This is a genomic window from Flexivirga meconopsidis, assembly GCF_026162425.1.
Taxonomy (GTDB): domain Bacteria; phylum Actinomycetota; class Actinomycetes; order Actinomycetales; family Dermatophilaceae; genus Flexivirga; species Flexivirga meconopsidis.
This window is the reverse complement of record NZ_JAOBQJ010000004.1, coordinates 500,349-523,481: the sequence shown is the minus strand read 5'-3', so window position 1 is coordinate 523,481 and position 23,133 is coordinate 500,349. Positions and strand designations below refer to the sequence as shown.

At 68.5% G+C, this 23,133-nt stretch carries 17 protein-coding genes and 1 tRNA gene; 15 read left to right on the top strand and 3 right to left on the bottom strand.

The window, feature by feature from the left end; genetic code table 11:
• Window positions 1-21: 21 nt before the first annotated feature.
• From N2M23_RS15975 to N2M23_RS15935, 9 genes are all read left to right on the top strand, one after another.
• Entirely contained in the window at window positions 22-312 is a 291-nt protein-coding gene (locus tag N2M23_RS15975; RefSeq protein ID WP_265446817.1) for an HGxxPAAW family protein, read from the top strand.
• Window positions 309-1,097 (top strand): indole-3-glycerol phosphate synthase TrpC, encoded by a 789-nt coding sequence (trpC, locus tag N2M23_RS15970; protein ID WP_265446815.1) that lies wholly within the window; start codon window positions 309-311, stop codon window positions 1,095-1,097. The genes N2M23_RS15975 and trpC overlap by 4 nt, the downstream gene beginning before the upstream one ends.
• Window positions 1,090-2,370, top strand: coding sequence for a tryptophan synthase subunit beta (trpB, locus tag N2M23_RS15965; protein ID WP_265446813.1), 1,281 nt, complete (start codon window positions 1,090-1,092; stop codon window positions 2,368-2,370). The genes trpC and trpB overlap by 8 nt, the downstream gene beginning before the upstream one ends.
• A 5-nt stretch (window positions 2,371-2,375) precedes the next feature.
• Complete coding sequence (gene trpA / locus N2M23_RS15960) at window positions 2,376-3,182, top strand: tryptophan synthase subunit alpha (protein ID WP_265446998.1); 807 nt, start codon at window positions 2,376-2,378, stop codon at window positions 3,180-3,182.
• Window positions 3,179-4,069 (top strand): prolipoprotein diacylglyceryl transferase, encoded by an 891-nt coding sequence (gene lgt / locus N2M23_RS15955; protein WP_265446811.1) that lies wholly within the window; start codon window positions 3,179-3,181, stop codon window positions 4,067-4,069. Before trpA ends, lgt begins: the two co-directional genes overlap by 4 nt.
• Window positions 4,070-4,208: 139 nt before the next feature.
• The gene (gltB, locus tag N2M23_RS15950; protein ID WP_265446810.1) at window positions 4,209-8,744 is read left to right on the top strand and encodes a glutamate synthase large subunit; all 4,536 of its coding nucleotides are present in this window, start codon (window positions 4,209-4,211) and stop codon (window positions 8,742-8,744) included.
• On the top strand, window positions 8,737-10,194 hold the full coding sequence (locus N2M23_RS15945) for a glutamate synthase subunit beta (RefSeq protein ID WP_265446809.1): 1,458 nt from the start codon (window positions 8,737-8,739) through the stop codon (window positions 10,192-10,194). The genes gltB and N2M23_RS15945 overlap by 8 nt, the downstream gene beginning before the upstream one ends.
• A 75-nt stretch (window positions 10,195-10,269) precedes the next feature.
• Window positions 10,270-11,718, top strand: coding sequence for a pyruvate kinase (gene pyk / locus N2M23_RS15940; protein WP_265446808.1), 1,449 nt, complete (start codon window positions 10,270-10,272; stop codon window positions 11,716-11,718).
• 258 nt (window positions 11,719-11,976) lie between these two features.
• Window positions 11,977-12,059, top strand: a tRNA-Leu gene (locus N2M23_RS15935).
• A 91-nt stretch (window positions 12,060-12,150) separates the two neighbouring features.
• Here N2M23_RS15935 and N2M23_RS15930 read toward each other — a convergent pair.
• From N2M23_RS15930 to N2M23_RS15920, 3 genes are read right to left on the bottom strand one after another with little or no spacing between them, the layout of a single operon-like run.
• A complete protein-coding gene (locus N2M23_RS15930; protein ID WP_265446806.1) occupies window positions 12,151-14,922 on the bottom strand; it encodes an alkaline phosphatase family protein in 2,772 nt (923 codons plus the stop codon).
• Between the two features lie 2 nt (window positions 14,923-14,924).
• Window positions 14,925-16,229, bottom strand: coding sequence for an ABC transporter permease (locus tag N2M23_RS15925; protein ID WP_265446805.1), 1,305 nt, complete (start codon window positions 16,227-16,229; stop codon window positions 14,925-14,927).
• A gap of 50 nt (window positions 16,230-16,279) precedes the next feature.
• A complete protein-coding gene (locus tag N2M23_RS15920; RefSeq protein WP_265446803.1) occupies window positions 16,280-17,224 on the bottom strand; it encodes an ABC transporter ATP-binding protein in 945 nt (314 codons plus the stop codon).
• A 131-nt stretch (window positions 17,225-17,355) separates the two neighbouring features.
• Between N2M23_RS15920 and N2M23_RS15915 the strand changes: the two genes are divergently transcribed.
• The 6 genes from N2M23_RS15915 (at window position 17,356) to N2M23_RS15890 (ending at window position 23,106) form a co-directional block, all read left to right on the top strand.
• On the top strand, window positions 17,356-18,381 hold the full coding sequence (locus N2M23_RS15915) for an acetamidase/formamidase family protein (RefSeq protein WP_265446802.1): 1,026 nt from the start codon (window positions 17,356-17,358) through the stop codon (window positions 18,379-18,381).
• Between the two features lie 22 nt (window positions 18,382-18,403).
• Window positions 18,404-18,871: an SRPBCC family protein gene (locus N2M23_RS15910; RefSeq protein WP_265446801.1), complete on the top strand. Its 468-nt coding sequence runs from the start codon at window positions 18,404-18,406 to the stop codon at window positions 18,869-18,871.
• Window positions 18,872-18,892: 21 nt separating this feature from the next.
• On the top strand, window positions 18,893-19,918 hold the full coding sequence (locus N2M23_RS15905) for a DUF695 domain-containing protein (RefSeq protein ID WP_265446799.1): 1,026 nt from the start codon (window positions 18,893-18,895) through the stop codon (window positions 19,916-19,918).
• Window positions 19,919-19,977: 59 nt separating this feature from the next.
• A complete protein-coding gene (locus tag N2M23_RS15900; RefSeq protein ID WP_341870607.1) occupies window positions 19,978-20,577 on the top strand; it encodes an ANTAR domain-containing response regulator in 600 nt (199 codons plus the stop codon).
• A 187-nt stretch (window positions 20,578-20,764) separates the two neighbouring features.
• Window positions 20,765-22,003, top strand: coding sequence for a branched-chain amino acid ABC transporter substrate-binding protein (locus tag N2M23_RS15895; protein ID WP_265446796.1), 1,239 nt, complete (start codon window positions 20,765-20,767; stop codon window positions 22,001-22,003).
• 101 nt (window positions 22,004-22,104) lie between these two features.
• Window positions 22,105-23,106: a branched-chain amino acid ABC transporter permease gene (locus N2M23_RS15890; protein ID WP_265446795.1), complete on the top strand. Its 1,002-nt coding sequence runs from the start codon at window positions 22,105-22,107 to the stop codon at window positions 23,104-23,106.
• Window positions 23,107-23,133 lie beyond the last annotated feature (27 nt).

The following is a 23,133-nucleotide window of genomic DNA, read 5'->3' as shown; positions in this document are numbered from 1 at the left end:
ACGACAAGGAGCACCGCCGTCATGGCTGAAGAAGTCCCCCACGAGGACCACGGGCACAGCGTCGCCGCCTGGACCACTGTCGTGCTCCTGCTGCTGGCTGCCGCGTCCGTCTCGATCGGTGTCGCCTGGGGCCTGCACTTCTTCTACTACCTCGGCGGTGCGCTGCTGATCGTCGGCCTGCTCGCCGGCAAGATCCTCGCCTCGATGGGCTTCGGCAACAAGCACGTCCACCTCCCGCCGCCACTGCCTGCCGACCAGCAGGAGCAGGGTGCACGGCAGCAGGTGCGGTCCGCCTCGGCGAAAACGCAGTGACTGTCCTCGACGACATCATCACCGGCGTCCGCGAGGACCTCGCCGAGCGTGAGGCGCGCGTTCCGGCAGCCGAGGTCGCCCGGCTGGCCAGGGAAGTGCCGGGAGCGCGCTGCGCCCTGACGGCATTCCGCGCGCCGGCTCCGGTCAAGGTGATCGCGGAGGTCAAGCGGCGCAGCCCGAGCAAGGGCGACCTCGCGACGATCCCGGACCCCGCCGAACTCGCCGGCGCCTACGAAGCCGGCGGTGCCACCGCCATCTCGGTGTTGACCGAGCAGCGCCGCTTCGGTGGCTCGCTGGACGACCTCGACGCGGTGCGCGCCCGGGTCGGCATACCGGTGCTGCGCAAGGACTTCATGGTCGGGCACTACCAGATCGACGAGGCCCGCGCGCACGGCGCCGACATCATCCTGCTCATCGTCGCAGCGCTCGACGACAGCGCCTTGCAGGATCTCTTCGCGCACGCCACGGAGCTCGGCATGACCGCTCTGGTCGAGGTGCACGACGAGGCCGAGATCGACCGCGCGATCGCCCTCGACGCACAGGTCATCGGCATCAACGCCCGCAACCTCAAGACGCTCGACGTCGACCGGTCGACGTTCGCGCGGTTGGCGCCGCGGGTGCCGGCCGACCGGGTGCGCGTCGCCGAGTCCGGCATCCGGCACGCCGCCGACGTCACGGACTACGTCGCGGCCGGGGCCGACGTCGTACTCGTCGGGGAAGCGCTGGTGACCGGTGGGGACCCGCGGCTCGCCATACCCGAACTCATTGGTACTCCGCATGACTGATTCGACACCCGCGCCGCAGCCGCTCGGCCGCTTCGGTGCGTATGGCGGGCGCTACGTTCCCGAAGCGCTCGTGGCGGCGCTGGAGGAGCTCGACGAGCACCGCCGCAAGGCGATGGCCGATCCGGCGTTCCTCGGCGAACTCACCGAGTTGCAGCGCAGTTACACCGGCCGGCCCAGCATCTTGACCTCAGTGCCGCGGTTCGCCGCCGAGCATTGCGGGGGAGCGCAGGTGGTGCTCAAGCGCGAGGACCTCAACCACACCGGCTCGCACAAGATCAACAACGTGCTGGGGCAGGCATTGCTCACCAAACGGATGGGCAAGACCCGGGTGATCGCCGAGACCGGTGCCGGCCAGCACGGCGTCGCCACTGCGACCGCCGCCGCGCTCATGGGGTTGGACTGCACGGTCTACATGGGTCGGGTCGACACCGAGCGGCAGGCGCTCAACGTCGCCCGCATGCGCCTGCTCGGTGCCGAGGTGGTGCCGGTCGACCACGGCTCCCGCACCCTCAAAGACGCTGTCAATGAAGCGTTTCGGGACTGGGTGGCGAATGTCGGCCACACCCATTACGTGCTCGGCACGGTCACCGGGCCCTATCCCTTCCCCGAGATGGTGCGCGACTTCCACCGGGTGATCGGTGTCGAGGCGCGGGCGCAGATGCTGGACGAGTATGGCCGCCTGCCCGACGCAGTGCTCGCGTGCGTGGGTGGCGGTTCCAATGCGATGGGCATCTTCCACCGCTTCCTGGACGACGCCGACGTGCGGTTGATCGGACTCGAAGGCGGCGGCGAAGGCATCTCCTCAGGACGGCACGCGTCCCGCTTCAGCGGTGAGGCGTCGCCCGGCGTGCTGCATGGAGCGTTCACCTACGTGCTGCAGGACGACGAGGGGCAAACCATCGAATCCCATTCGGTGTCAGCGGGTTTGGACTATCCGAGTGTCGGTCCGGAGCACTCCTACCTGCGCGACGCAGGCCGGGCCGAATACCGGCCGATCACTGACACCCAGGCCATGGAAGCGTTCCGGGCGCTCTCGCGCACCGAGGGCATCCTGCCGGCGATCGAGAGCGCGCACGCGGTCGCGGGCGCGATGCAGCTGGGTCAGGAGCTCGGGCCGGACGCGTTGCTGCTGGTCAACCTCTCCGGGCGCGGCGACAAGGACGTGCACACCGCCGCGCAGTGGTTCGGTCTGCTCGAGGGCGACGACCCGATCGAGTCCGCACCGATCGGGCAGGCACCCGACGGCGCGGAGGGTGAGGGCGTGCAGCTGTGAGTGAGATGCGCACCGAGTCGTCGGTCAGTGCTGCGCTGGCCAACGCCCGAGCAGAGGATCGGGCCGCGCTGGTCGGCTATCTGCCGGTCGGTTACCCCACCGTCGAGGGTTCGCTCGAGGCGATGCGCACCATGGTGCGTGCCGGCGTCGACATCGTCGAGATCGGCCTGCCCTACACCGACCCATTGATGGACGGCCCGGTGATCCAGACCGCCGCCACTGGCGCGCTCGCCGCCGGCGTGCACGTCGACGACGTCTTCCGCGCCGCGCAGGCCGTCACCGACGAAGGCGCGGCGTGCGTGGTGATGACCTACTGGAACCCGGTGCTGCGCCGCGGGGTCGACAAGTTCGCGGCCGACCTGGCCGCCGCGGGTGGCTCCGGCCTGGTCACCCCGGACCTGGTGCCGGACGAGGCAGCCGATTGGCTGGCGGCCAGTGATGCGCACGACCTCGACCGCATCTTCCTGGTCGCTCCGAGCTCGACCCCGGAACGTCTGGTCTCGACCACCGCCGCCAGCCGCGGGTTCGTCTATGCGTCCGCGCTGATGGGAGTCACCGGCGCACGCTCCGCGCTGGGTGGCGACGCCGCTGTCCTGGTCGACCGGGTGCGGCAGGTCAGCGACATCCCGGTGTGCGTCGGACTCGGTGTGTCGACCGCCGAACAAGCGCACCAGGTGGCGCAATTCGCCGACGGCGTCATCGTCGGCTCCGCTCTGGTGTCCTGCCTGGTCGACGCACCCGACGATCTGGACCGGGGCCTGGCCGGTCTGGACATGCTGGCGCGCGAGATCGCCGAGGGCGTGCGCCGATGACGGCCGAGGCGTCATACCTGCCGAGTCCGACCGTCGGGGTCTTCTGGCTCGGCCCGCTGCCGATCCGGATGTATGCCGTGTGCATCCTCGCCGGCATCGTCGCGGCGATCTGGGTGTGCGGCCGGCGCCTCGCCGATCGCGGCTACCACAGCGAGGACGCCCTCACGGTCGCGTGGTGGGCGGTGCCGTTCGGCATCGTCGGCGGCCGGCTCTACAACGTGATCACCTCCTGGCAGCCATACTTCGGTAAGGACGGCAACCCGCTCGATGCCTTCGCGATCTGGAAGGGCGGTCTGGGGATCTGGGGTGCGATCGCGCTCGGCGCGGTCGGCGCCTACATCGGCTGCCGCCGGCACGGCATCGCCTTCTGGGATTACGCCGACGCGGCCGCGCCGGGCGTGGTCCTCGCCCAGGCGATGGGGCGTTGGGGCAACTACTTCAACAACGAGTTGCACGGCCGCACCACCGATCTGCCGTGGCGACTGAAGGTCTACGAGTGGGACGAGAGCGCCGGCCACGCGGTGAAGGACGCTGCCGGCAATCCGGTCGTCGCGGGCTACTTCCAGCCCACCTTCCTCTACGAGTCGATCTTCTGCCTGGTCATCGCGCTGGTGATCGTGCTGCTGGACCGCAGGCTGAAGCTCGGCCGCGGACGGTCGTTCTTCCTTTACGTGATGCTCTACCCGGTCGGCCGCATCTGGATGGAGTGGCTGCGCAACGACCCGGCCAACCACATCCTCGGCCAACGCGTGAACGTCTGGGTCTCGGTGCTGGTCTTCCTGATCGGGCTGGCCGGCTTCGTGCTGATGGGCCGCCGGCACCCGGACGGCGTGCGCGAGCACCTGGCCGAGGAGGACGAGGACGAGGCCGAGGCCCCCGTCGCCTGAGCGCGTCTCATCATGCAAGATGCCATGTCCAGGTTGTGAACACGAGGGCGCGACAGATAGTCTGACCCGACCGGTGGCCAGCGACGTCCCCCGAACCTTTATGTCTCGTTCGATTACAAGGTGAGGACGGTGGTTCCCCGTGAGCGGCGCCTTCTCCGGCATACCTGCGGCGCAGGGCCTCTACAACCCGGCACAGGAGCACGACGCGTGCGGCGTGGCGATGGTCGCGACGATGCGCGGCACGCCCGGCCACGACATCGTCGACCACGCGCTGACCGCGCTGCGCAATCTTGAGCACCGCGGTGCCACCGGCGCGGACCCGTCCGTCGGTGACGGGGCAGGCATCCTGACCCAGCTTCCGGACGAGTTCTTCCGTGCGGTCTGCGACTTCGAACTGCCCGCCAAGGGTTCGTATGCCGTGGGCATCGCCTTCCTGCCGACCGACGCCGACGAGCAGTGGTTCATCGGTGAGCGGTTCGCCCAGATCGCCGCCGATGAGGGCCTGCGAGTCGTCGGCTGGCGCGACGTGCCGACCGACCCGACGCTGGTCGGCGAGGCCGCCCGCGAGGTCATGCCGGTCTTCCGGCAGGCGTTCGTCGCCGGCGCCGAGTCCGACCTGTCCGGCCTTGACCTGGATCGCAAGGCCTATGCGCTGCGCAAGCGCATCGAGGCCGAGCGCGAGGTCTACTTCCCGTCGCTGTCCGGCCGCACCATCGTCTACAAGGGCATGCTGACCACGGGACAGCTCGAGCCGTTCTTCCCGGACCTGTCCGACCGCCGGTTTACCAGTGAGCTCGCGCTGGTCCACTCGCGCTTCTCGACCAACACCTTCCCGTCGTGGCCGCTGTCGCACCCCTACCGGATGATCGCGCACAACGGCGAGATCAACACCGTGCGCGGCAACCGCAACTGGATGCGAGCTCGCGAATCCACTTTGCGCAGTGACGTTTTCGGCGGTGACATCGAGCGGCTCTTCCCGATCTGCACCCAGGAGGCGTCCGACTCGGCGACCTTCGACGAGGTGCTAGAGCTGCTGCACCTCGGCGGGCGGAGCCTGCCGCACGCGGTGCTGATGATGATCCCCGAGGCGTGGGAGAACCACGAGACCATGGACCCCGCTCGCCGGGCGTTCTACGAGTACCACTCGGCGATCATGGAGCCGTGGGACGGGCCGGCCTGCGTCGCGTTCACCGATGGCACCCTGGTCGGCGCCGTGCTGGACCGCAACGGGCTGCGCCCCGGCCGTTACGCGGTCACCGACGACGGTCTCGTCATACTCGCGTCCGAGGCGGGGGTGCTGAACCTCGACCCCTCCCGTGTCGTACGTCGCGGGCGTCTGCAGCCGGGCCGGATGTTCCTGGTCGACACCGCGCAGGGCCGCATCATCAGCGACGACGAGATCAAGCGGGACCTGGCCACCGAGCACCCCTACGAGGAGTGGCTGCACGCCGGCATCATCAAGCTGTCCGACCGCCCGGACCGCGAACACGTCTGGCACACACCGGCTTCGGTCGTACGACGGCAGCAGACCTTCGGCTACACCCATGAGGAGCTGCGCCTGCTGCTCAGCCCGATGGCCGCGGGCGGCGCGGAGGCGCTGGGGTCGATGGGCACCGACACCCCGATCGCGGTGCTGTCCGACCGGCCGCGGCTGCTGTTCGACTACTTCAGCCAGTTGTTCGCGCAGGTGACCAACCCGCCGCTCGACGCGATCCGTGAGGAGCTGGTCACCTCGCTCGGCACGCTGATGGGCCCGGAGAGCAACGCGCTCGAGGTCGGTCCGCAGCACGCGCGGCAGCTTGAGCTGGACTTCCCGGTGCTCGACAACGACGAACTCGCCAAGATCGTCAACCTCAACAACGACGGCAGCTTCCCCGGCTACGAGACCTACGTCATCCGCGGCACCTACCGCGTCGCGGGCGGCACCAGCGCGCTGCGCGCCCGCCTCAAGGGCATCTGCGCCGAGGTGTCGCAGGCGATCGAGGACGGCCACCGCTTCGTGGTGCTGTCCGACCGGGAGAGCACCGCGGCGTTCGCGCCAATCCCGTCACTGCTGCTCACCGCCGCCGTACACCACCACCTGGTGCGCGAGAAGACCCGCACCCAGGTCGGACTGCTCGTCGAGGCCGGTGACGTGCGCGAGGTGCACCACGTCGCGCTGCTCATCGGGTATGGCGCAGCAGCCGTCAACCCCTACCTGGCGATGGAGTCGGTCGAGGACCTCGTCCGGCGCGGCGCGATCACCGGGGTCACCCCCGAGCAGGCGGTCAAGAACCTGATCAAGGCGCTCGGCAAGGGCGTGCTCAAGGTGATGTCGAAGATGGGCATCTCGACCGTCGCGTCATACCGCGGTGCGCAGGTGTTCGAGGCGGTCGGGCTCTCGCAGGAGCTGATCGACGAATACTTCACCGGCACCGTTTCCCGGCTCGGCGGCATAGGTCTCGACGCCGTCGCGCGGGAGATCTCCGAGCGTCACCAGACCGCCTACCCGCGCGGCGGTCAGCACCAGTCGCACCGCACGCTGGAGACCGGCGGCGAATACCAGTGGCGCCGCGAGGGCGAGCCGCACCTGTTCGACCCCGAGACGGTCTTCCGGTTGCAGCACTCCACCCGCTCGCGCCGCTACGACATCTTCAAGCAGTACACGAAGGCAGTCGACGACCAGTCCTCGCGGCTGATGACGCTGCGAGGGATGTTCTCCTTCAAGCAGGTTCGGCCCGCCATACCGATCGAGGAGGTGGAGCCGGTCAGTGAGATCGTGAAGCGGTTCTCCACCGGGGCGATGAGCTACGGCTCGATCAGCAAGGAAGCCCACGAGACGCTCGCGGTCGCGATGAACCGGTTGGGCGCCCGGTCCAACACCGGTGAAGGCGGCGAGGACCTGGACCGGCTGCTCGACCCGACCCGGCGCTCGTCGATCAAGCAGGTGGCGTCCGGCCGGTTCGGTGTCACCTCGGTCTACCTGACGCAGGCCGACGACATCCAGATCAAGATGGCGCAGGGCGCCAAGCCCGGCGAAGGCGGCCAGCTGCCCGGTCACAAGGTCTACCCGTGGGTGGCCAGCACCCGGCACTCGACACCAGGTGTCGGCCTGATCTCCCCGCCGCCGCACCACGACATCTACTCGATCGAAGACCTGGCCCAGCTGATCCACGACCTGAAGAACGCCAACCCGGCGGCCCGCATCCACGTGAAGCTGGTCTCCGAGGTCGGCGTCGGCACGGTCGCGGCCGGTGTGTCCAAGGCGCATGCGGACGTGGTGCTGATCTCCGGTCACGACGGCGGCACCGGTGCCGCACCGCTGACGTCGCTCAAGCATGCGGGCGGTCCGTGGGAGCTCGGGCTGGCCGAGACCCAGCAGACCCTCCTGCTCAACGGCCTGCGCGACCGGATCGTGGTGCAGACCGATGGCCAGCTGAAGACCGGTCGTGACGTCGTCGTCGCCGCGCTGCTCGGCGCCGAGGAGTTCGGTTTCGCCAGCGCGCCGCTGGTGGTCAGCGGCTGCATCATGATGCGGGTGTGCCACCTCGACACCTGTCCGGTCGGCATCGCGACGCAGAACCCGGAGCTGCGGGAGCGCTACACCGGCAAGCCGGAGTTCGTCGAGACGTTCTTCGAGTACATCGCCGAAGAAGTCCGAGAACTACTGGCATCGCTCGGTTTCCGCAGCCTTGACGAGGCGATCGGCCAGGTCGGCGCGCTCGACACCCAGCGGGCCGTGGAGCACTGGAAGGCAGCCGGTCTCGACCTGGCGCCGATCCTGGCCGACGTCGAGCTGCCCGACGGCTCGGCGCGCCGGCACATCGTCGCGCAGGATCACGGGCTGGAGAAGGCGCTCGACCAGCAGCTGATCATGATGAGCCGGGACGCGCTGGAGCAACAGACACCGGTCCGTCTCGACCTGCCGGTGTCCAACGTCAACCGCACGGTCGGCACCATGCTCGGTCACGAGGTGACCAGGCGCTACCCAGAGGGACTGGCGGACCAGACGATCGACGTCACCCTGACCGGCGCCGCCGGGCAGTCGCTCGGCGCCTTCTTGCCCAAGGGCGTGACGCTGCGGCTCTTCGGGGAAGCCAACGACTATGTCGGCAAAGGCCTTTCGGGCGGGCGGGTCGTCGTCCGGCCCACGCGTGACGCGTCCCTGGTCGCTGAGCGCAACGTCGTCGGCGGCAACGTCATCGGTTACGGCGCGACCAGCGGTGAGATCTTCCTGCGCGGACTGGTCGGCGAGCGCTTCTGCGTGCGTAACTCCGGTGTGACCGCGGTCGTCGAGGGCGTCGGCGACCACGGCCTGGAGTACATGACCGGCGGCACCGCGCTGATCCTCGGCCCGACCGGGCGCAATCTCGGCGCGGGTATGTCGGGGGGCGTCGCCTACGTGCTCGACCTCGACGAGCACCTGGTCAACACCGAGCTCGTGGATGTCACGCCGTTGCGTGAACAGGACCGCGAGCTGGTGCACAAGCTGCTGACCAAGCACGTCGAATGGACCGAATCCGCAGTGGCCGCAAAGCTGCTCGCCGACTGGCCGGTCAGCGCGGAACGCATTTCACTGGTGCTGCCGCGCGACTACCAGCGGGTGCTGGACGTCCGCTCGCAGGCCGAAACCGAAGGACTCGACCCCGACGGAGACGTCGTGTGGGATCGCATCATGGAGGTGTCCCGTGGCTGACCCCCGCGGTTTTCTGAAGACTAGGGAGCGCAGCCTCCCGCAGCGCCGGCCGGTGCCGGTCCGGATCAAGGACTGGAAAGAGGTCTACGAGGAGCAACAGCTGGGAGACCTGCAGCAACAGGCCGGTCGCTGCATGGACTGCGGCATCCCGTTCTGCCACCAGGGCTGTCCGCTCGGCAACCTGATCCCGGAGTGGAACACCCTTGCCTGGCGCGGGGATTGGGGCGACGCGATCGACCGGTTGCATGCCACCAACAACTTCCCCGAGTTCACCGGCCGGCTCTGCCCGGCGCCGTGCGAGTCGGCCTGCGTGCTGAGCATCAGCCAGCCCGCGGTGACGATCAAGCAGGTCGAGCTGACCACGATCGAGCAGGCGTTCGCCGCCGGCAAGGTGACCCCTGAGCTGCCGGTCCGGCTGACCGGTCGCACGGTCGCCGTCGTCGGTTCCGGGCCGGCCGGCCTGGCTGCCGCGCAGCAGCTGACCCGTGCCGGGCACACCGTCGCGGTCTACGAACGTGCCGACAAGCCAGGCGGATTGCTGCGTTATGGCATTCCAGAGTTCAAGATGGAGAAGTCCGTCCTGGACCGGCGCATCGAGCAGATGACCGCCGAGGGCACCCGCTTCCGGTGCAACACCGAGATCGGAGTGGACGTCACCGCCGACGAGCTTCGTCAGCGGTATGACGCCGTGGTCCTCGCGGTCGGTGCCACCGTGCCGCGCGACCTGCCGGTCGAGGGCCGGGAGCTCGCCGGGATCGTGCAGGCGATGGACTTCCTGCCCGACGCCAACCGGGTTGCGCTGGGTGAGACGGTCCCCGATCAGGTGACCGCGGAGGGCAAGCACGTCGTGGTCATCGGCGGCGGTGACACCGGCGCAGACTGCATCGGCACCTCGCACCGGCAGGGCGCAAAGTCGGTGACCTCGCTGGAGATCATGCCGCAGCCCGGCGAGGATCGTTCCGAGGCGCACCCTTGGCCGACTTACCCGATGATCTTCCGCGTCGCGAGCGCGCACGAGGAGGGCGGTGAGCGGGTCTACTCGATCAGCACCAAGACCGCGATCGATGACGGCAACGGCAGTGTCAAGGCCCTGCGGTTGGTCGAAGTGCGTTCCGGCCAGGGCGGATTCGAGGAGGTCGAGGGCTCCGAGCGCGAGATCCCGGCCGACCTGGTGCTGCTCGCGATGGGCTTCCTCGGCCCGCAGGGCGAAGGCTTCATCGAACAACTCGGGGTTGAGCTGGACGAGCGGTCCAACGTCAAGCGCGACGACAACTTCATGTCGTCGGTGCCGGGCGTCTTCGTCGCCGGCGACGCCGGCCGCGGCCAGTCGCTCATCGTCTGGGCCATTGCCGAGGGCCGCGCCGCCGCGCGCGGTGTCGACGCCTTCCTGTCCGGCCAGTCCGACCTGCCCGCACCGATCGCTCCGACGGATCGGCCGCTGGTCGTCTAAGCCTCACCTCAGGGTTACTCGCACGTATGCCGGACGGGGGTTCCGGCATACGTGCCCCTCACTAGGCTTGGTGGCATGCGTCGAGCCAAAATCGTTGCCACTCTTGGACCTGCGACCTCTGCACCCGACAAGCTCCGCGCCCTCGTCGACGCCGGCATGGACGTCGCCCGGCTGAACCTGTCGCACGGTTCCTACGCCGACCACGAGAAGGTCTACTCCGAGATCAGGAAGGCGAGCGACGAGTCAGGCCGGGCGGTCTGTGTGATGTGCGACCTGCAGGGGCCGAAGATCCGCACCGGACGCTTTGCCGACGGACCGATCACGCTGGCCAAGGGTGACCGCTTCACGATCACCGTCGATGACATCCAGGGCGACCAGACGCGGGTGTCGACGACCTACAAGGGGCTGCCCGGCGACGTGCAGCCGGGCGACCTGCTGCTGGTCGACGACGGCAAGGTCTGTCTTCGTGCGATCGAGGTGACCCCGACCGACGTGCTGACCGAGGTGGCCGAGGGCGGGGTCGTCTCCAACAACAAGGGCATCAACCTGCCCGGCGTCGCGGTGAGCGTGCCGGCGCTGTCCGAGAAGGACGAGGCCGACCTGCGGTGGGCGCTCGGCCTCGGCGCGGACGTGATCGCGCTGTCCTTCGTGCGCGACGCCAAGGACATCGAGCGGGTGCACCAGATCATGGACGAGGAGGGTCGGCGCATCCCGGTCATCGCCAAGGTCGAGAAGCCGCAGGCGGTCGACAACCTGGAGGCGATCATCGAGGCGTTCGACGGGGTGATGGTCGCTCGCGGCGACCTCGGCGTCGAGCTCCCGCTCGAGGAGGTCCCGCTCGTGCAGAAGCGGGCGATCGAGATGTGCCGGCGCAACGCCAAGCCGGTGATCGTCGCCACCCAGGTGCTGGAGTCGATGATCGAGAACTCCCGGCCCACCCGCGCCGAGGCCAGCGACTGCGCCAACGCGGTGCTCGACGGCGCGGACGCGATCATGCTGTCGGGGGAGACCAGTGTGGGCGCCTGGCCGATCGACGCGGTGCGCACGATGGCGCGGATCATCTCCAGCACCGAGGAGCACGGCCTGGATCGGGTGCCGCCGCTCGGCACGCGCCCGCACACCAAGGGCGGCGCGGTCACCGCGGCGGCCGCGGAGGTCGGCGATCTGCTCGGCGTGCGTTATCTAGTGACCTTCACCGAGTCCGGTGACTCCGCCAAGCGGATGTCGCGGCTGCGCAGCCCACGCCCGATGCTGGCCTTCACCCCGAAGCAGTCGACGCGATCACAACTGGCACTGGTGTGGGGTGTCGAGACCTACCTGATGCCGCAGGTGCAGCACACCGACCAGATGGCGATGCAGGTCGACGAGACGCTGCTCGAGACCGGCCGCGCCCAGGAAGGAGACCTGGTCGTCATCGTGGCCGGTTCGCCGCCCGGGATCCCCGGCTCCACCAACGCGCTGCGCGTGCACAAGCTGGGCGACGCCAGGAACCACGTCGCGCCGGCGTACGAAGAGCTGCGCTGACCGGCGCAGGTCGCGAGCAGCCGCTGGTCTCGTAAGCGAGGGTGACGCCAGCGGCACTGTTGCTTACGAGATGCGCGGGGTTGTTGGTCTCGTAAGCGAGGGTGACGTCAGCCGCACCGTCGCTTACGGGATGCGCGGGATGGTTGGTCTCGTAAGCGAGGGTGACGCAAGCGTCACTGTTGCTTACGAGATGCGCGGGTCGTCGTACGCCGATTGGGGCCGGGCAGGCCCGCTCCCGTACACTGGCGCAGCACTCTCGCCGGAGTGGTGGAACGGCAGACACGGAGCACTCAAAATGCTTTGCTCGAAAGGGCGTGCGGGTTCAAATCCCGCCTCCGGCACCCCTGACTGACAAAGTCGCTGACCCCGACGGCTGCTGAAACGAAACTCGCCCCGGCCAACCGGCCGGGGCGAATCTCGTGGGGTGTCAGGTCATTCCACCTCGTTGCTGGGCAGGTAACCGCCGGGCACCTGCGACGGGGTGTAGATCTTCTTGTCGCCCGGGTAGGGCTTGGACCAGTTGTTCGCCTGGTACCACGTGAAGCGGTTCATCAGCTCCGGTGACGCGGAGTCCGGCGTCGGGTTGGCGCCCGCGAACGGCTGCTTCTTGCGCCAGGACTCCCAGGCCGCAGCAGTCGCCTGCTGTGCCTTCGGCACGGTCCGCGGCTTGGCCGCGGCTCCCGTCGTACCGGCCGGGGTGTCCGGACCGCACGCCGGCTGCGGCGTGACGCTCTCGGTGAGCGGCACCTGGTTCGGCGTCGCGGTGTATGGCGTGAAGTCCGGCTTCTTGGTGAACGCGTCGTACATCGGGGTCGCCGCCGCCAACTTCTGGTTGAGCGGCTGCGCACCGAGGATCTGCTGGATGGTGCGCACCATGTTGATCTGCGAGTAGAACGTGCTGTTCACCGTGCCGCGCTTGGCCCACGGGCTGATCACCTGCACCGGCGCACGGTGCCCGTCGACGTGGTCGGCGCCGTTCTGGCTGTCGTCCTCGACCACGAAGATCGCCGACTGCTTCCAATACTTGCTGTGCGAGATCTGGTCCACGATCTTGCCCACCGCGAGGTCGCCATCGGCCACCTGTGCGCGGGACGACGGCGCGCCGCCGGTGTGGTCGCTCGACAACCAGAACATGTTCAGGTTCGCCGGGCCGTTCTTCTCGAAGTCCTTCTTCCAGATCTGGTAGCGGTAGATGTCCGGCACGTTGGTGTCGAACTTCGGGTAGTCGTGCACCGTGATGTCGTTGAGCGACGGGATCGGTGACGAGGTGTCCGACTTCAGCGCGGGCGTGGTGAGCGTGCTCGGGTCCGCGCCCTTCTCGACGCCCTTCGCCGCGCAGTAGTACGACTGCCAGTCCGCACCCTTCGGCTTGGTCAGGAACTGGGTGAACTCGCCGAAGTTGCGGGCCGACTTCTTCGCCGATTCCACGCTGGTCCAAAGGAATCCGGACCGCTGGTGGCCGAGCACGTCGTCCTCGGTGTCGTAGCTGCGCTCGTACTCGCCGGCACTGGACTCGGTGTATGCCGGGTTGTCGCCCTGCATCAGCCAGTTGTGACCCTCGGCCGAGTTGGTGCCGATGTCGTAGACGTTGTCGTAGAGGCCGAACTGCTTGGCCAGGTCGTGCTGGTTGGGGGTGACCTGCTTGCCGAACTGCGCCAGGCTCGGGTCACCGTTGCCGCGCGGGTCGTCGCCATACACCTGGTCGTAGGTGCGGTTCTCCTTCACCAGCAGGTAGACGTACTTGATCGTCGACGGGTCGCCGATCTTGGCCGGCACCGGCACGGCGGCCTGGCGATTGCCGGTGGCCCGCTTCACGTCGTTCTTGCCCCAGCCGTTCTGGTCGAAGACGGTCTTGGTGGCCTTCTTGATGTCCTTGTCGCTGGGCAGGGTGAAGCGGGTCAGCGACGCCGTGGTGCTGTGCGTGCCGTGGCCGCTCACCACCGGCACCTCCGGGCCCTTGTTGATCGTGACGGCCGGGCCACGCGCGTCGATGCCACGGGTGTTGGTGACCACGATCTGCTTGCCGACGGTGGCGAGCGTCATCGGGAAGTAGTCGGTCGGCAGCAGGCCGACCAGCCCGACGGGTTCCTGCGGGTTGCCGGCGTAGTTGAAGACGGCCACCGCGTTGGCCCGACCGAGCGTCACCAGCAGTTTGCCGTTCTGCACGGCGATGCTGGTCGGCTCGTAGCCGACCTTCGACGACGCATAGGGCTGGGTGTTGACGGTCTGCACGACCTTGTCACTGCCGGTGTTGATCACCGACACCGTGTCGCTGCCGGTGTTGGCGACGAACAACGCCTTGCCGTCGCTGCGCAGCGCGGTCGGGTGCAGGCCGACGTCGATGGACTTCACCTCGCCGGACCCCGCGTCGATGACGCTGACCGTGCCTGTCGTCGACGTGCCGAGGTAGGGGTCGGCCGGCACCTGCGTGCCGTACGAATTGATAGTGGTCTCACCGGGTTTCGCGGGTCGGCCACCCTCGTTGCTGACGTAGAGTTTGCCGTCGACCTCGGCGATCTGCCGCGGTGCGATGCCCACCTGGTAGGTCTTGTTGACCGTGCCGGTCTGCGGGTCGAGTGCGATCACCTTGTTCTGGCCGTTGACGGCCACGTAGAGCGTCTTGCCGTCGGCGGAGTAGGTGCTCTGCGCCGGCAACGCCGACTTGTCGCCGTCCTTGGGCAGCTTGACCGTGGTCGGTGCACCGAGGGTGCCGTCGGCGTTGACCGGGAACCGGGTGAGCCCGTCCTTCTGCGGCAGCCAGAGCACCTTGCCGTCGGGGGAGTAGGTCGGCCCCTCCTGGCCGACGCTCAGGTCGGACAGCTTCTGATCGACACCCGCTGCCGTGCCGACCTTCCAAATCACCTTGTATGTCGACAGATCGACGATCTGCAGCGACACCTTCTTGTCGGTGCTGGACGCCGCCAGGTAACGCTGGTTCGGGCTCACGGTCGAGCCCATGAACTTGCCGTCCTCGGTGAGCAGCCGGTCGCCGATCGGTTTGATCACCTGGTTGCTCGAGACCTGGATGCCGTCGGCATAGGTGCCGCCGACCTGGTGGTCCTTGAACGCGCTGGTGGAGGCCGCCGCGAGGCCGCCACCGGCGACGGTGAGCGCGGCGGCGCCGGCGACTGCCAGCCGAAGGCGGCGACCGGTGAGCTTACGTTGTCCCTGCGGGGCACTACGACGTTGCCGTGTGACGTGCATGTTCAGCCTTTCGGGGAGTCCAGCAGGTCGATGAGCCCATCGATCTGCCAGAGGGGGTTGGGTGAATCTCCTGCGGGGGTGCGCACCTGGAAGTAGCCGTTGACCGGGGGCGGGCCGTCGCCGTCGGCGACGAACTTGCCGTCGGCCTGCACGTCGAGCTGGTATATCGCCGAGCCGGTCGACGCCACGCCCGGCAACCGCCAGGTGACGACGCACCGCCAGTCGTTGCCCGGGCCGGAGCCACCCGTCGCGCCACCCTTGGTGCAGGTGGCGGCGCTGCGCAGCTGGGCTTCGGGCACATCGGGGCGGTGCAGTTCTTGGGACTGCAGCCGGTAGAGGTGGCCGTATGCCGTGGCAATCGACTGCTCGACCGCGCGCCCCGAGACGCCGGAGCCGCCTCCTGCGCCGAAACCGGCTGCGACCGCAGCGGTTCCGATCGCGGTCAGTGCGACCAACGGCACGCCGCCGGCGAGCACAACGCGCCGGCCTGCCCCGTCATACGCGAGGTCGGTGAAGTCCCTGCGACGGAACAGCAGGTAGGCCACGGCGGTGGCGGCGACGGTCCAGGCGAGACTCACGATCAGCCCGACGACCATGGGCGTGAGCTGCGCCGGGGTGGTGAACAGGCCACGCCACGCGAGGAACGGCTGACTGGGCAACGCCATCCGGAGGGCAACCGGCAGCGGCAGCATTTGCAGCAGTTGCAGGCAGATTGCCAGCACGGCCGGCAGCAGGAGGCCCATCGGGGAGCGTCCGAACGCGACTGACCCGAGCAGTCCGACGGCTGCGAACGCGAGCGCGGCAACCGCCACGTAGAGCCAGGCGGCACCGACCAGCCGGGCCGCCTCGCCGGAGGCGATCTGGTGGCCGTCGAGGCCGACGAGCGGGTTGTTGCCGACGGCGAGCAGGCCGCCGGCGACCGCGGAGACCGCGAGGCCCAGCACCATCACCAGGATGACCGAGACCGCCGCGATCGCCTTCGTGGCGAAGATGCGACGGGCAGAACGCACCGAGACCAGCAGATGACGCCAGGTGCCGAGGCGGTCCTCGGCGGCGAAGACGTCCCCGGCGACCAGTGCCGTCAGCAGTGGCAGCGCCCACGTGCAACAGAAGCTCAGCACGACCAGCGGGCCTGCCCACCCGGTGGCGTGCATCCAGCGTCCGAAGACGGTGTCGGTCGGTAGCGAGCTCTGCTGGCTGACCACCGCGACGAACACACCGGGCGCGACCCAGCAGGCGATCAGGACGATGCGAACCCGCCACTGGGACAACAGTTTTGCCAGCTCGAATCGCAGGGTCGGTGCCATGCGGGCGACGGTGGCTTCCGCCGGGACGGGCGTGCTCCGCGCGAGAGTGGTCATCGGCCACCGTCCTCAGCGCCGTCGGTGAGGGCGAGGAAGGCCGCCTCCAATGGCGGCACGACCGGACCGAGCTCGCGCACGGCGATGCCGCTTCGGACCAGGTCGGCGATCAGGTCGTCGATGGCCGCGACAGCGCCGTGCACGACGACCGCGTCCGGTGTCGCGGGGTGTCGGCCGGTGTCATTGACGAGCCGACTGCCACTGGTGTCCGCAGCAATTCGCGCCGCGTCCGAGGGGCGGGAGGTGACGATCCGGTAGTCCAGGTCGCCGCTCTCGGCGGCTAGCTTGCCGACCGGTCCGGAGAAGACGACCCGCCCGGTGTGCAGGATCGTCACCTCGTCACACAGTGCCGCGAGCTCGTCCATGCGATGGCTGGACATCACGATCGCGACGCCGGAGTCGGCGAGCCGGGTGAGGACCCGGTGCACCTGGCGGGTTCCCGACGGATCCAGACCGTTGGACGGCTCGTCCAGCACCAACAGCCGCGGCTCGGTCAACAGCGCAGCCGCCAGCCCGAGCCGCTGTCGCATGCCGAGGGAGAAGCCACGCAGCCGGTCGTCCGCCATATCGCGCAGGCCGACCTCGTCGAGCGCCGCACCGATGCGGGTGTCGTCGCGCCGGCCTCGCAGACCGGCCAGCGCCGCAAGGTTCTGTCGTGCCGTCAGCGACGGGTAGAGCCCCGGGCCGTCGACGAAGCCGGCGACTCCGGCCGGAGTCGCCCCCGCCATACCCATCTCGGTGCCGAGCACCTCGAGCGAGCCCGAAGTGACCCGGGCCAGGCCCAGCAACAAACCGAGCAAGGTCGTCTTGCCGGCGCCGTTCGGACCGATCAGTCCGTGCACCTGCCCGGCGGGGAGGTCGAGGTCGACGGCGTCGAGCGCCACCACCTCACCGAACGTCTTGCTGACCTGCCGCGCGCGTACGACGGCACCTGTCTCCATCGGCTCCCACCCTCATAACCAGTTCACATCGCATCCATAGCGGACCGACGGAAACCGTATGGCGGGCCGAGTGCCCTTGAGGCAGAACTCAATTGAACGTCGAGCAAACGCTGGGTGGCTACGCTGCGGTCATGGCTGCAAACCTCGATGTCCGTCCCTTCCGGCCGACTCCGGAGCAGTTCGCGTGGACTTTCGGCGGAGCTGCGCCGATCGCACGCGTCCCGTCCGGGGCAGTGCTGGAGGTCTTCACCGAGGACTGTTATGCCGGCAAGGTGCGCCGCGCGACCGACCTGGTCAGCGAGGTATGCGACTTCCCGTTCCTCAACCCGCAGACCGGCCCGTTCTACCTCGAAGGCGCCGAGCCGGGTGACACCGTCGCCGTGCACTTGGTGGACCTGCGCCCGGCCCGCGACTGGGGTGCGTCGACCACGGTGCCGCTCTTCGGGGCGCTGACCTCGACGCACCTGACCGCAACACTCCAGCCGCCGCTGCCGGAGCGCGTCTGGATCTGGGACGTCGACGTCGCCGCGGGCGAGTGCACCTTCCACGCGCTGGACAGCGAGCACACGATGACCCTGCCGATGGACCCGATGCACGGCACCATCGGAGTCGCCCCGGCCAACCTGGAGGTGCGCTCGGCGCTCGTGCCGGACGCGCACGGAGGCAACCTGGACACTCCCGAAATGCGTTCTGGTGCAACGTGTTACCTCGGGGTCAACGTCGAGGGAGCGTTGCTCAGCCTGGGCGACGGGCACGCGCGACAGGGCGAGGGAGAGACCTGCGGCACCGCGATCGAGTGCGCGATGGACACGGTCGTCGCGGTCGAGCTCATCAAGGGCGTGCCGACACCGTGGCCGCGCATCGAAACCGACACCCACGTGATGTCGGCCGGCTCGGCGCGGCCGCTGGAGGACGCGTTCCGGATCGCCCAACTCGACCTGCTGCACTGGGTGAGCGCATCCACCGGAATGAGTGAGCTCGACAGTTACCAGTTGTTGTCGCAGGCGGTCGAGTCGCCGCTGGCCAATGTGTGCGACACCAACTACACGTCGGTCGCCAAGGTCGACAAACGATTCCTGCCCACCCCCGCCGACCTGTATGGCGGCAGCCACGCCCGGCTGCGCGCGACCGCTGCGGCATACCTGGCCGCCCGCTGAGCCGCGCGAGTAGCGTGCGACCATGAGTTCACCCCTGGACGTCAGTGCGTCGGTCCTTGTGCCCGCCGATCCCGAGCGGGCATTCCGCGACGTGATCGTCGCGCCGCTGCCGCAGTTGTTCGCGGGGCGCCACCTCGCCCTCCCGCCGATCAAGCAGGTGCGCGATCAGCAGGGCGTCTGGGGCACCGTCGGGCAAGCCCGCACGATCGTGCTCTCCGACGGCGGCACGATGCGCGAAGAGCTCGTCACGGTCGACTCGCCGACCGCGTTCAGCTACCACATCAGTGACATCACCGGCGCGTTGAAGCCGCTCGCCGGAGGGGTCGACGGCCGCTGGGCATTCACCGCCCGCGGCGCCGAGACGCAGGTCACCTGGTCGTGGCGGGTCTACCCGCGAATGGCGTTGAGCACCGTGGCATTGCCGGTCTTCGGCCGCATGTGGCAGGGGTATGCCGACAAGGCTCTCGCCCAGGTGCGCGCGCTGTTCTAGCCCGGGTGTTGGATGGGGCGCATGGCACTCTTCGGCAAGCGGCGTGACGACCCCGGCGCCGCCATCGACGCGTTCTGGACCTGGTGGACCGGTGGCGGGTCACGGACGATCGCGATGGACACCGCCGGTGCCGAGACCGCCATCGAGCTGAGCAAACGCGTCGCGGCCATCGAGGAAGGCCTGGCGTGGGAGTTGGCGCCGGGGCGCGAGTCCGCGCACCTGTTGGTGGTGACCGCGGCCGGCGATCCGGAGCTGCGGGCCGCCGCACGGCGCTGGCTGCGCCGTGCGCCCGAAGCGGATCTGGTCTGGTCCTACGCCGACTCGAGGCAGCCGGTCGCCGAGCTCGCCGGGCACGGGATCGAGATCGACGAGGTGCAGGTCGCGCTCGACGACGCGCGGGTCGGCGTGCGTCGCCAGGGCAGCCGCGTCGATGTCACCTTCTACCACCCCCGCCTGGCGGATCTGCGTGAGCAGCAACGACTTTCGGTGTCCTTCCTGGCGCTCGACGCCGCCCTCGGCGAGGAGGCGACCGAGACCTGGATCGGTGAGCTCGCGACCGCCACCGAGCCGCCGCTCGACGGGTTCGGCCTGGCCGGGCTGCGTGCCGTAGTGCGCGACCTGCGCGAGGAGTTCACCGGTGAGGGCGGCCAGCCGCAGTGGCTGGTGCTGCAGGGCACCGGTCCGAAGGGGCCGGTGTCCGCGGTCGCGCAGGTGCCGCTGGCAGCTGCCTGGGCTCCGCAACTGGACAGTCACATCGTGGTCGCTGCGCCATACGGCGAGAAGGACGACAACGACCTGCCGAGCAACGGGTCATTGGCCGCGCTGCGCAACCTGCAGGACCACATCACCGAGCGGCTCGAGGGCCAGGGCCGGGTGGTGGCGCGCGAGTGCAGCGGCGGCACCTGCCTGCTGCACGTGTATGCCGACAGCGCCACGCCGGCGGTGGAGCAGGTGCGGGCCGCGGTCGCCGGCTGGCCGGACGGCAAGGTCAAGGTGTCGGTGGAAGCCGACCCCGGCTGGGCCGGTGTCTCGCATCTGCGTGGCTGACGCAGCAACTGTCCGCGGCCGTAGCATTGGCGAAACATCGCTGTGATTGGCTGGCAGGCGTGAACAACGAAACGGGCCCGCTCCGCGTGATCGTCGCGGAGGACGAGGCGATCATCCGTCTCGACATCGCCGAGATGCTGCGTGACGCCGGCTACGAGGTGGTCGCCGAGGTCGGGGACGGACGCCAGGCGGTCGACCAGGCCGCGCAGCTGCACCCCGACCTGGTCGTGATGGACGTGAAGATGCCGGTGCTCGACGGGATCAGCGCCGCCGACGAGATCGGCGCGGCCGGCATCGCACCCGTGGTGATGCTGACCGCGTTCTCCGACAAGGAGCTCGTCGAGCGTGCCTCCGATGCGGGCGTGATGGCCTATGTGCTCAAGCCGTTCACCATCGAGGACCTGCGACCGGCGATCACGGTCGCCCGGTCGCGCTGGTCGGAGCGAAAGGCGCTGGAGCAGGAGGTCGCCGACCTCGGTGACCGGCTCGCGACCCGCAAGAGCCTCGACCGGGCGAAGGGCATCCTGATGAAACAGCTCGGGTTGGACGAGCCGGGCGCATTCCGGTGGATCCAGAAGACCGCCATGGACCGGCGCCTCGGGATGCGCGAGGTAGCCGACGCCGTGATCACCGGCGCCGCCGAGAACCCACCGGACTGACCGGTCGTCCAGCCCGTCGGATATGGTAATAGCACCAAGCATTTGGCCATAACTAGACGACCGTTTCATCACAAACCGGCGTCGAAAGCTCGTAAGTTGCGAGCTATCTGCGCGATTTCACTCTAATCTTCGGTTCCACGCGCGAACGCACTCGGCGAACGCGTGCCCTGTCTCAGGAGGAACCTTCGTGCGTGCAACGCAGAAACTCGCCATCCCGGCGATTGTGGCAATGATGGCCGTGGCCGGATGCGCCAACAGCAGCTCCGGTGGCGGAGGGGGCAGTGGTTCGGGTGGGGCCCTCGGCGGCGACCTGAAGAACCTGCCGGTGCAGAGCAAGATCGACGTGCCGAGCGACGCGGTGAAGCCCGCCGGTGACGGCAAGGCCAAGTGCGACCCGAACACCACGATCGGGTATGTCGGCGCGATGACCGGCGACAACGCGCAGCTCGGCATCAACATCTACAACGGCGTGCAACTCGCGGTGAACGAACACAACAAGGCGAACCCGGGCTGTCAGGTGAAGTTCACCAAGTTCGACACCGAGGGTGACCCGACCAAGGCGACCGGGCCGGCGACGAAGGCGACCTCCGACAAGAACATCATCGGCGTCATCGGCCTGCCGTTCTCGGGTGAGTCCAAGGCGACCGGCAAGATCTTCGAGAACGCCGGCCTGGCGCACATCACCCCGTCCGCCACCGACCCAGCGCTGGCGGACAACGGCTGGACGACGTTCTTCCGTGGCCTCGGTAACGACAACGTGCAGGGCCCGGCGGTATCCAAGCTGGCCGACAAGCTCGGTGCCAAGAAGGTCTACGTCGTGCAGGACGACTCGACCTACGGCATCGGCCTGGCGAACACCGCCACCAAGGGCCTCGGGGACAAGCTGGCCGGCACCGACAAGGTCACCACCAAGCAGAAGGACTTCTCCGCGACCGTCCAGAAGGTGCTGGACTCCAAGGCCGATGCGGTCTTTTATGCCGGTTACTACGCCGAGGGCGCGCCGCTGGACCAGCAGCTTTCCGATGGTGGATTCAAGGGTGTCTTCATCGGCCCGGACGGTGTGAAGGACCCGGAGTTCGTCAAGCAGGCGGGCGACGCCAGCAAGAACGCCTACTTCACCTGCCCCTGCATCCCCGGTGACCTGATCCCGGAGTTCGCCACGGCATACAAGGGCGTCTCGAACGGTCAGGCGCCGGGCACCTATTCGGTCGAGGGGTATGACGCGATGACGATCATGTTGGCCGGCATCGACAAGGGCAACACCACCCGCGCCAAGCTGAAGGACTTCATCAAGAGCTACGACGCGGCGGGCCTGTCCAAGAAGTACAAGTGGGACTCCAAGGGTGAGCTGTCCGCCCTGCCGGTCTACGGCTACAAGGTGGACGGTGGCGTCATCAAGTCCGTGGGCGTGATCAGCGAGGGCTGACCCCACCGTCGTACGTCGGCGGCCCGCCACAGCTTCAGGTGGGCCGCCGCCGTACGCGGGTGCGACCTGCCCGGACACATCACCTGCGGAGGAACTCCTCGATGCTGCACGAACTTGCCACCGCCAGTAGCGAAAGCTGGATCAGCTTCAACTGGGACTCGCTGTTCTCGAATTTTCTGCCGGCGACCCGCGACGGCATCACGTATGGCGGGATCTACGCCCTGGTCGCGGTCGGCTACACCTTGGTGTACGGCGTCCTCAACCTGATCAACTTCGCGCACTCCGAGGTGTTCATCTCGGGCGCGTACGCCGTGGTCTTCACCCTCACCGGGCTGGGCTTCGACGGCAACTCCCCGAACCTCGGCACAATCCCGCTGATCGGCGATCTGCTGGTCGCGCTGCTGGCCGGTGCGGTCACGTCGGCGGTCGTCGCGGTGCTGGTGGAGCGCATCGCCTACCGCCCGTTACGCGCCAGGGGCGCCCCGCGGCTGGCGTTCTTGATCACCGCCATCGGGGTCTCGTTCGCCATCCAGTACCTGATCTTCCTCTGGCGCGGATCGGTTGCCGAGCCGTCGGTGCGCATGGTGCCGGTCAAGGCGATCTTCCAGATCGGGGACACGCTGATCTTCCTCAACCAGATCATCATCGTCGTCGCGGCGCTCGCGATGATGATCGCGGTCGACCAGTTCGTCCGGCGGACGCGAACCGGGCGTGGGATTCGCGCGGTCGCCCAGGATCCCGACACCGCGACCCTGATGGGCGTCAGCACCGAGCGGATCATCGTGCTCACCTTCGCCATCGGCGGTCTGCTGGCCGGTGCGGCCGGCTTGTTCTACATCATGCAAGTGCCGTCCGGTGCCATCTACAACGGCGGCTTCGTGCTCGGCATCAAGGCGTTCGCGGCCGCGGTGCTCGGCGGCATCGGCAACATCCGCGGTGCCCTGCTCGGTGGCTTCCTGCTCGGCCTGATCGGCAACTACGGGCAGTACCTGCTCGGCGATGCGCAGTGGAACGACGTGGTCTGCTTCGTCGTACTGCTGCTGGTGCTCATGGTGCGGCCGGAAGGCATTCTCGGATCGAGTCTGGCGAAGGTGCGTGCGTGATATGCGGCATGAGCGACGAGCGGGCGA